At 63.1% G+C, this 8,771-nt stretch carries 7 protein-coding genes and 1 pseudogene; 5 read left to right on the top strand and 3 right to left on the bottom strand.

Features of this window, described 5'->3' with window-relative positions:
- A pseudogene (locus tag E5W87_RS31100) lies at positions 1–767 on the bottom strand (MFS transporter); the annotation flags it as partial.
- Positions 768–1,099: 332 nt separating this feature from the next.
- Between E5W87_RS31100 and E5W87_RS31095 the strand changes: the two are divergent.
- Complete coding sequence (locus E5W87_RS31095; RefSeq protein ID WP_128285315.1) at positions 1,100–1,777, top strand: MIP/aquaporin family protein; 678 nt, start codon at positions 1,100–1,102, stop codon at positions 1,775–1,777.
- A gap of 83 nt (positions 1,778–1,860) precedes the next feature.
- Here the strand turns inward: E5W87_RS31095 and katG are convergent, their stop codons facing one another.
- The gene (katG, locus tag E5W87_RS31090) at positions 1,861–4,059 is read right to left on the bottom strand and encodes a catalase/peroxidase HPI (RefSeq protein ID WP_292406459.1); all 2,199 of its coding nucleotides are present in this window, start codon (positions 4,057–4,059) and stop codon (positions 1,861–1,863) included.
- A 162-nt stretch (positions 4,060–4,221) separates the two neighbouring features.
- Here katG and E5W87_RS31085 point away from each other — a divergent pair, with 162 nt between their 5' ends.
- From E5W87_RS31085 to E5W87_RS31070, 4 genes are all read left to right on the top strand, one after another.
- Positions 4,222–5,130: a hydrogen peroxide-inducible genes activator gene (locus E5W87_RS31085; RefSeq protein WP_292406456.1), complete on the top strand. Its 909-nt coding sequence runs from the start codon at positions 4,222–4,224 to the stop codon at positions 5,128–5,130.
- 26 nt (positions 5,131–5,156) lie between these two features.
- Complete coding sequence (locus tag E5W87_RS31080) at positions 5,157–5,768, top strand: hypothetical protein (RefSeq protein WP_292406453.1); 612 nt, start codon at positions 5,157–5,159, stop codon at positions 5,766–5,768.
- A 260-nt stretch (positions 5,769–6,028) separates the two neighbouring features.
- Positions 6,029–6,184 carry a hypothetical protein gene (locus E5W87_RS31075; protein ID WP_292406450.1) on the top strand — a complete coding sequence of 52 codons (156 nt, stop codon included), beginning with the start codon at positions 6,029–6,031 and terminating at the stop codon, positions 6,182–6,184.
- On the top strand, positions 6,181–6,894 hold the full coding sequence (locus E5W87_RS31070) for a haloacid dehalogenase type II (RefSeq protein WP_292406447.1): 714 nt from the start codon (positions 6,181–6,183) through the stop codon (positions 6,892–6,894). The genes E5W87_RS31075 and E5W87_RS31070 overlap by 4 nt, the downstream gene beginning before the upstream one ends.
- A 124-nt stretch (positions 6,895–7,018) precedes the next feature.
- On the opposite strand, the gene E5W87_RS31065 is transcribed toward E5W87_RS31070, so the two are convergent.
- Complete coding sequence (locus E5W87_RS31065; protein ID WP_292406445.1) at positions 7,019–8,770, bottom strand: AMP-binding protein; 1,752 nt, start codon at positions 8,768–8,770, stop codon at positions 7,019–7,021.
- Between the last annotated feature and the right edge of the window lies 1 nt (position 8,771).

Here is an 8,771-nt window from a genome sequence, read left to right as displayed (position 1 = left end):
CGATTGTCCATCGCCGCCGAAAGTGCCAGCGTCTTGCCGCCGGCGCCGGCGCAAAAATCGAGGACCTGCATCCCGGCCTCCGCGCCAGCCAGCGTGGCAGCGATCTGCGAGCCTTCGTCCTGAACCTCGAACCAGCCTTTCTGGAAGGCCGGTTCCGCCTGGACGTTCGGGTGCCTGCCGTCGCCTGCGATCGGCGGGATGCGGATGCCGTGCGGCGCGATCCGTGCAGGCTTGGCATCGGTCTCGCCCAGTTCGGCGAGCACCTTGCTGCGATCGGCCCGCAGCGTGTTGACCCTGAGGTCGAGCGGCGGACGCGTCGCAAGTGCTGCGCCTTCATCGACCCAGTTGGCGCCGAAGGCCCGTTCGAAAAGCGGTTCGCACCAGTCCGGAATGTCGGCGCGCACCGCGGGCGGCGCATCGGCAAGCCTGCTATCGGCGACCGCCTTCAGCTCGTCGGCTTTGAGCAGCGGCGGCGCGAATTTGTCGCCGTCCAGCGCTTCGTTCAGCGACTGTGCGGTCTGGTTCCATTCGAGCAGCAGAGCACCGAAGCCGATGGCGCGCGGCGTGTCCTCGCCCAGCAGCCAGCCGGCCGAGCGCTTCCGGCGCAGCGCGTCATAGACGATGTTGCCGATCGCAGCGCGGTCGCCGCCGCCGGCGAAGCGATGCGACAGGCCCCAGTCCTTCAGCGCATCGGCCACCGGCCGGTGCCGTCGGCCGATATCCTCCAGCACTTCGATGGCCGCCGCCAGCCGTCCGCCCAGTCGCATCTTCTTATTCCGTTATTCAGCAAATTACTTCCGCCCTGCTCTAAAGCGCGCGACTGGCGCGCACAAGCGGAGAGAGCCTCGGACACCCGATCGAGCGCAGATATGTTGGCACCCACAGCTAGCGCATGACCCCGAAAATCGGGATCGATTTTCGGTAAGGATCATACGCAAAATCAAAGTGCTACAGCGTCCTTTGCGCGTCCCAATGGACGCGCGGCGCTGTAGTCGGCGCAATGCTTGTGCTTCCAAACTTTTGAAGTTGCGATACTCTTTCGCTGCGTGATTCGCCAAGAACTGCAAGCGGATCGGCGGGAAATTACGAGGAGAGGGCAATGAAGACTTATCTGGCGGAAGTTCTAGGAACATTTCTACTGGTGTTCATCGGCACGGCTTCGGTGGTGACGGGCGGCTTCGGCGGCGCGCTGCCGCTCGGCCAGGAAGGCATTGGTCTTGCATTCGGCATCGGCCTGATTGCGGCTGCCTATGCGATCGGCCCGATCTCGGGCGCGCATCTCAACCCGGCGGTGACGCTCGGCGTGTTCCTCGCAGGCCGAATGCAGGCCAAGGACGTCATTCCCTATTGGATCGCGCAGATCATCGGCGCCATCATTGCGTCGCTGGCGCTGTGGATCATCGTCTCCGGACAGGTCGGCGGACACACCGGCGGCTTCGGCGCCAATGGCTGGGATGCGACGAAATGGGGCGTCAGCTCGGCGTTCCTGTGGGAGCTGATCGGAACCTTCACCTTCGTGACGGTGATCCTCGGCGTCACCAGCGGCAGCCACACGACAGCCTTTGCCGGCCTCGTCATCGGCCTGACGCTGGCGGGACTGCACTTCGCCATCATCCCGGTGACCGGCACGTCGCTCAATCCGGCCCGCTCGATCGGCCCGGCGCTGTTTTCGGGAAGTGCCGCGATCGGCCAGCTCTGGCTGTTCATTGTCGCACCGCTGATCGGCGGCGCCATCGCCGGCGTGGTCGCCAAGACCCGCATCTTCGAAAAGGACTGATTCTCGAAGCCCGAATATACGAAAAAAAGCGCGGGCCACGGCCCGCGCTTTTTTTGTTGCGTCCAGAAATCCTTGTGCCTGGATCAGGCAGCGAGGTCGAAGCGGTCGAGGTTCATCACCTTGGTCCAGGCCGCGACGAAATCCCTAACGAACTTCTGCCCGGCATCCGCCGACCCGTAGACCTCGGCAAGCGCACGCAACTGCGCGTGCGAGCCGAAGATCAGATCTGCGCGGGTGCCGGTCCACTTGACCGCCTTGGTCTTGCGGTCGCGCGCTTCGTAGACTTCATCGGAGCCGGCGGCCGGATCCCAGACCGTGCTCATGCTGAGCAAGTTGACGAAGAAATCGTTGGTCAACGTGCCCAGCCTGTCGGTGAACACCCCGTGCTTCGACTTGCCGGTGTTGGCGCCGAGCACCCGCAACCCGCCGACGAGCACCGTCATCTCCGGCGCCGTCAAGGTCAGCAGCTGCGCCCGATCGACCAGCATCGCTTCGACCGACATCGGCTGCTTGCCCCTGACATAATTGCGGAAGCCATCGACTTTTGGCTCGATCGCGGCAAAGGACTGGACGTCCGTCTGCTCTTGCGAGGCGTCCATGCGGCCTGGCGTGAAAGGCACCTCCACGTCATGGCCGGCGTCCTTGGCTGCCTTCTCGACCGCGGCGACGCCGCCGAGAACAATCAGGTCGGCAAGCGAGACCTTCTTGCCGCCTGTCTGCCCGGCGTTGAACTCGCTCTGGACGCCTTCGAGCTGCGCAAGCACCTTCGACAGTTCGGTCGGCTGATTGACGTCCCAGTCCTTCTGCGGCGCCAGGCGGATGCGTGCGCCGTTGGCGCCGCCGCGCTTGTCGGAACCGCGGAAAGTCGAGGCCGAGGCCCAGGCGGTCGAGACCAGTTCGGAAACGGACAGGCCAGAGGTCAGTATCTTCGCCTTCAGCGAGGCGATGTCCTGCTCGCTGATCAGTTCGTGATCGACGGCCGGGATGGGGTCCTGCCAGATCAGCTCTTCCTTCGGCACGAGCGGGCCGAGATAGCGGACAACCGGACCCATGTCGCGATGGGTCAGCTTGAACCAGGCGCGCGCGAAGGCATCGGCGAAGTGATCCGGATTCTCATGGAAACGTCGCGAGATCTTCTCATAGGCCGGGTCGGCCCGCAGCGCGAGGTCGGTGGTCAGCATCGCCGGCGCGCGGCGCTTTGACGGATCGTGCGCGTCCGGCACCGAGCCTGCACCGGCGCCGCCCTTTGGCGTCCACTGATGGGCGCCGGCCGGGCTCTTGGTCAGTTCCCATTCGTAGTTGAACAGATTATCGAAGAAGTTGTTGCTCCATTTGGTCGGCGTCGTGGTCCAGGTCACTTCGAGGCCCGAGGTGATGGCGTCGCCGGCAATGCCGGTGGCGTGCTTGCTCGACCAGCCGAGGCCCTGCGCCTCGATGCCGGCGCCTTCCGGCTCCGCGCCCACCAGCGATGCATCACCGGCGCCGTGGGTCTTGCCGAAGGTGTGACCGCCGGCGATCAGCGCGACGGTTTCCTCGTCGTTCATGGCCATGCGGGCGAAGGTTTCACGGATGTCGCGTGCCGAGGCCAACGGATCGGGCGTGCCATTCGGCCCTTCCGGGTTGACGTAGATCAGCCCCATCTGCACGGCACCGAGATGGCCTCGAAGTTCGCGATCACCGGAATAGCGCTCGTCGCCGAGCCACTTGGTTTCCGACCCCCAGTCCACGTCCTGTTCGGGCTCCCAGACATCGGCGCGCCCGCCGGCGAAGCCGAACGTCTTGAAGCCCATCGATTCCAGGGCGACGTTGCCGGTGAGGATCAACAAATCGGCCCAGGAGATCTTCCTGCCGTATTTCTGCTTGATCGGCCACAGCAGCCGGCGTGCCTTGTCGAGATTGGCGTTGTCCGGCCAGCTGTTGAGCGGCGCGAAACGCTGCTGGCCGGCGCCGGCGCCGCCACGGCCATCGCCGATGCGATAGGTGCCGGCGCTGTGCCAGGCCATGCGTATGAAGAGCGGGCCGTAATGGCCGAAATCGGCCGGCCACCAATCCTGCGAATCGGTCATCACCTGGTGCAGGTCCTTGATCACCGCATCGAGATCGAGGCTCTTGAATTCCTCGGCGTAGTCGAAGTTCTCGCCCATCGGATCCGAGAGGCTCGACTGCTGATGGAGAACGGCAAGGTCAAGCTGGTTTGGCCACCAGTCACGGTTGGTCCTGCCGGCCGATCCATGCGCGACCGGGCATTTTCCCACGCTATTGTCATCGGTCTTTGCGTCCATCGTTCTCTCCGATTGTGGATTTTCCGGGATTTGTCGATTTCCCGGGATTTGTTGATTTTCCGGACGGGCCTTGAGCCACGCCATTCTGGAATGGTTCCAGACTAGGCCGCATTGCCGATAAAAACAAATTGCCTTTCCTGTTTGTTGCGATAGGTTTTCCTTATGATAGGTCTCACCGTCCGGCAGATGCAATATTTCGAGGCGCTGGCACAGACGCTGCATTTCGGCCGCGCGGCGAAGCTGGCCGGCGTCAGCCAGCCGGCGCTGTCCTCGCAGATCGCGGAGATGGAGCTGCGCCTGAATTGTCAGCTGTTCGAGCGCGGCGGCAAATCGGTTCGGATGACCGACGAGGCGCAGGCCATGCTGCCGCGCATCGAGCGTATTCTTGCCGACATTCGCGAGATCGAGACGACGGCCCGGCGCGGGCGCCCTGCCATGGAAGGACGCTTCCGGCTCGGCATAATCCCGACGGTCGCGCCCTATCTCCTGCCACATGTGCTGCCGCAGCTGAAACGGCATTTTCCGGCCTTGCAGCTCGAATTGCGCGAGGCGGTGACGGCGTCGCTGGTCGAGGACACCGCTCTGGGAAAACTCGACGCCTTCATCGCGGCCCTTCCCCTCGATCAGCCCGGGCTGATCACCGAGGCGCTTTTCTTCGACCGGTTCTTCCTTGCCGTGCCGGCCGGCGATCCCGCCTTCGCCTCGCCGCCGGTTCCGCCGGAAAGCCCGGCGCTGGAAAGGCTGATGCTGCTGGAGGAAGGCCATTGCCTGCGCGAACAGGCGCTTGCCGTCTGCGGCAGCGTGCGGCCGGTGGCAATGGCAAGCTATGGCGCGACCAGCCTGACGACGTTGCTGCAGATGGTGGCGCACGGGCTTGGCGTCACGCTCATCCCGGAAATGGCGGCAGGACCGGCCAGCACTATCCCCGATTTGAAGATCGTGCCTTTCCAGGAGCCGATGCCGCAGCGCACGATCTGCCTCGCCTGGCGGCGCAACAAGGTACGCCACGACGAATGTGTGGAGCTGGCGAAGATTATTCGCGGGCTGGATGCGGCAGTGCTGGCGGCCTGAGAAACCTCAACTTCAATCAAATCCCCGTGAATTACACCGAACGCCCGGAACCGCCGACGCGCATCCCGCATTGGTTTTACGGAGGAGTCTGCGTTCCAGAAGGGAGCAGTATCATGGCTTACCGTGATTACATCCACACACCAGTGACGCCGCGCGACATCCGATGGGGACTCCAGCAGGGAGCCGTTGCGGGCATCGTCGCAGGCCTCGTCTTTGCGGCGTTCGAAATGACGGCGAGTGCGTTCATGATGGGGGCGGAAGCGTTTTTCATGCCCCTGCGCATGATTGGCGCCATCGCGCTTGGGCCGGAAGCTCTCGATCCCGGCTATTCGCTACTGACGGCCAGCATCGCCGGCGTGATCGTCCATCTGATCCTGGCCATCATCTACGGGATCGTGTTCGGGGAGATTGCCTCAATGCTGCGAGGATCCGCCGCCTTCATTGGTCTCGGCAGCGTCTTTGGCCTCGCCTTGTGGCTCGTCAATTTCTATGTGATCGCGCCGATCGCATTCCCTTGGTTCCTGCAAGCAAGCCCAGTCGTGCAGTTTCTTGCCCACACATTCTTCTTCGGTACCGTCCTCGGCTGGTTCCTGTGGAAATCTCACGAGAGAAGCGGGCTCGAGGGACCGGCGGCTTAGACTTTGCCAACACCGACCTGGCGCCGTCGGGTTGAAAGCGGGAAGACAGCGGTGATCACCGGCGCCTCTGCTCGCCCGCCACAAACCCCGCTCTCAGCCAGCTGACAGCGGAAATCAAAGGCAAGGGCGGCGAGGGTCCCGCCGTCGCCGCCGATGTTTCGGACGCACTCAAGGTACTCGCAGCGGCCGATAAGATCGAGTCAGTACTGGGGGGCCGATCGACGGGCAACCGCTCAATGTCATGCCCGACGATCTGGGTCATGTCCGACAATCTGGCGCTGAAAACAGCGGACGGCTGGCTGCTTTACAACGATCAGGCTTTCACGCATTTCGATTATTTCAAGCGGCAACAAGATCGATCCCTCTTACCGCGACTGACGGACCACCAGACCGACGAGCATGGAGAGCTAAAGTGACGAAAGTTGAGGTATTGTTCTTCGACGTCTTGGGAACCGTTGTCGATTGGCGCGGCAGCATAGCGGCGGAGGCGAGTTCTTTTCTGAAGCGCCATGACGCCTTGCATATCGACGCCGGTGCTTTTGCCGATGCTTGGGTCGGACGCTATGACGCATCGGTTGAAGCCGTCCGGTGCGGTCGTCGGCCCTTTGTTCCGCTCGATCTGCTCAACATGGAAAACCTGGAAGCGTGCCTTAAAGGGTTCGGGCTGACGCCATCGGCTTTACCGAGCGCCGAATTGGAAGACCTCAATCTGGCCTGGCACCGCCTCAAGCCGTGGCCGGATTCGGTGGAGGGCCTCTCCAGATTGAAGGAACGCTTCATCGTCGCACCGCTGTCCGATGGGAACACCCGACTTCTGGTGGACATGGCAAAACATGCCGGGCTGCCTTGGGATACGATCCTCGGCGCTGATATCTCCAAGGCCTATAAACCGATGCCACAGGTGTATCTTCGTGCCTGTGAGCTGCTGGGCGTGGAGCCGGACAGGGCGATGCTGGTTGCCGCCCACGACTACGATCTGGACGCCGCGCGTCGATGCGGATTGAAGACGGCGTATGTCGTTCGCTCAAAAGCGCACGACCCGTCGAAGGCTGCCGCTATCGCGCCGCTCGATGGTTGGGAATACATGGCAAATGACTTGATCGAACTCGCCGCGATTCTGAAGTAGGTTGCGAGGGCGTGCTCCGGCAGCCGGTAATAAAAGGCCGCGTTGCCCGCAAAGCGAACAAACTTCCCAACCCGCAACCAGACAACAACCCGGCCACGAACGTCCCCACGGGGGAAGTGCCCGCTCAAGCCGTCTTCTGCGCCACCAGTCCCAGCTCCTCGACCATCGCCTTGCGCATGAGGAACTTCTGCGGCTTGCCGGTCACCGTCATCGGCAATTCGGTGCGGAAGCGGATGTGGCGCGGGATCTTGTAGTGGGCGATCTGGCCGGCGCAGAAGGCCTTGATTTCCTGCTCGGTTGCGATCTGGTCGGGCTTGAGCACGATCCAGGCGCAAAGCTCTTCGCCGTATTTCGGGTCGGGAATGCCAAACACCTGCACTTCCCTGACCTTGGGATGGCGATAGAGGAACTCCTCGACCTCGCGCGGGTAGACGTTCTCACCGCCGCGGATGACCATGTCCTTGACCCGGCCGACGATGTTGCAATAGCCCTCGGCATCGATGGTGGCGAGGTCGCCGGTGTGCATCCAACCATCGGCGTCGATTGCCTCACGGGTCTTTTCCTCGTCGTCCCAATAGCCCTTCATCACTGAATAGCCGCGCGTGCAGAGCTCGCCCGGCGCGCCGACCGCAACGGTGGCGCCATCGGCATCGATGGCCTTGACCTCGACATGGGGGTGGACGCGGCCGACCGTCGAGACGCGTTTTTCCAGCGGGTCGTCGACGCTGCTCTGGAACGACACCGGGCTGGTCTCGGTCATGCCATAGGCGATGGTCACCTCTGCCATGTGCATCAGAGACACCACCTTCTTCATCACCTCGATCGGGCACGGCGAGCCGGCCATGATGCCGGTGCGCAGGCTGGTGAGATCGAAGGACTGGAAATCCGGATGGTCGAGCAGGCCGACGAACATGGTCGGCACGCCATAGAGGCCGGTGCAGCGCTCACCCGCCACAGCGTTCAGCGTGGCGCCGGCGTCGAACCCCTCACCTGGAAAAACCATGGTCGCGCCCTTGGTAACACAGCCTATCGTGCCCATCGACATGCCGAAGCAGTGATAGAGCGGCACCGGGATGCACAGCCGGTCGTCGACGGTCAGCCTGATCGCCGAGGTGACGAAATTGCCGTTGTTGACGATGTTGTTGTGGGTCAGCGTCGCGCCCTTTGGCGCGCCTGTCGTGCCTGAGGTGAACTGGATGTTGATGGCGTCGCCGGGCTTCAGCCCTTCGGAGATCCGGTCGAGGCTGTCATGCTCGTCGCGCCCGGCCATCGCCAGCACGTCGGCGAAATTGAACATGCCCGGCGAATTCTCCTCGCCCATGCGGATGACGATCTTCAGCGCCGGCACTTTTTTCGCGTCGAGCTTGCCCGGCGTCGCCGTCGCGATCTCCGGCGCCAGCGTTTCGATCATGCCGAGATAGTCGGAGCTCTTGAAACTGGCTGATGTGACCAGCGCCTTGCAGCCGACCTTGTTCAAGGCATAGTCCAGCTCGACCAGCCGATAGGCCGGATTGATGTTGACCAGGATAAGGCCAATGCGCGCGGTGGCGAATTGCGTCACCAGCCATTCCCAGCGGTTGGGCGACCAGATGCCGACGCGGTCGCCTTTTGCCAGGCCGAGCGCCAGGAAGCCGGCGGCCAGCGCGTCCACCGTGTCTGAAAGTTCGCTCCAGGTGAAGCGCTTGTCCTGTTCGACGAAGACGGCGGCATCCAGCGTGGCGTATTTGCTGACGGTATCGGAAAGCAACGCCGGGATCGTCTGCTGCAGCAGCGGCACGGTGCGCTCGCCCGACACATGCGCCCTGCCGTCGACCGGCGCGACAAACGAGGCGCCGTTGCGCGGGCGGCGGCCGCGCAGGTTGGTGGCATTCTTCAAC

It is taken from the genome of Mesorhizobium sp. (assembly GCF_004962925.1).
In the GTDB taxonomy this organism is placed as follows: domain Bacteria; phylum Pseudomonadota; class Alphaproteobacteria; order Rhizobiales; family Rhizobiaceae; genus Mesorhizobium.
Note: the sequence above shows the minus strand (reverse complement) of the source record. Positions and strands in the feature narration are given on the sequence as shown.

What these genes read in the sequence shown, in the direction of transcription:
- E5W87_RS31095 (WP_128285315.1), top strand. Translation starts at nt 1,100, where the DNA reads ATGAAGACTTATCTGGCGGAAGTTCTAGGAACATTTCTACTGGTGTTC.
- E5W87_RS31075 (WP_292406450.1), top strand. Translation starts at nt 6,029, where the DNA reads ATGTCCGACAATCTGGCGCTGAAAACAGCGGACGGCTGGCTGCTTTAC.
- katG (WP_292406459.1), bottom strand. Translation starts at nt 4,059, where the DNA reads ATGGACGCAAAGACCGATGACAATAGCGTGGGAAAATGCCCGGTCGCG.
- E5W87_RS31085 (WP_292406456.1), top strand. Translation starts at nt 4,222, where the DNA reads ATGATAGGTCTCACCGTCCGGCAGATGCAATATTTCGAGGCGCTGGCA.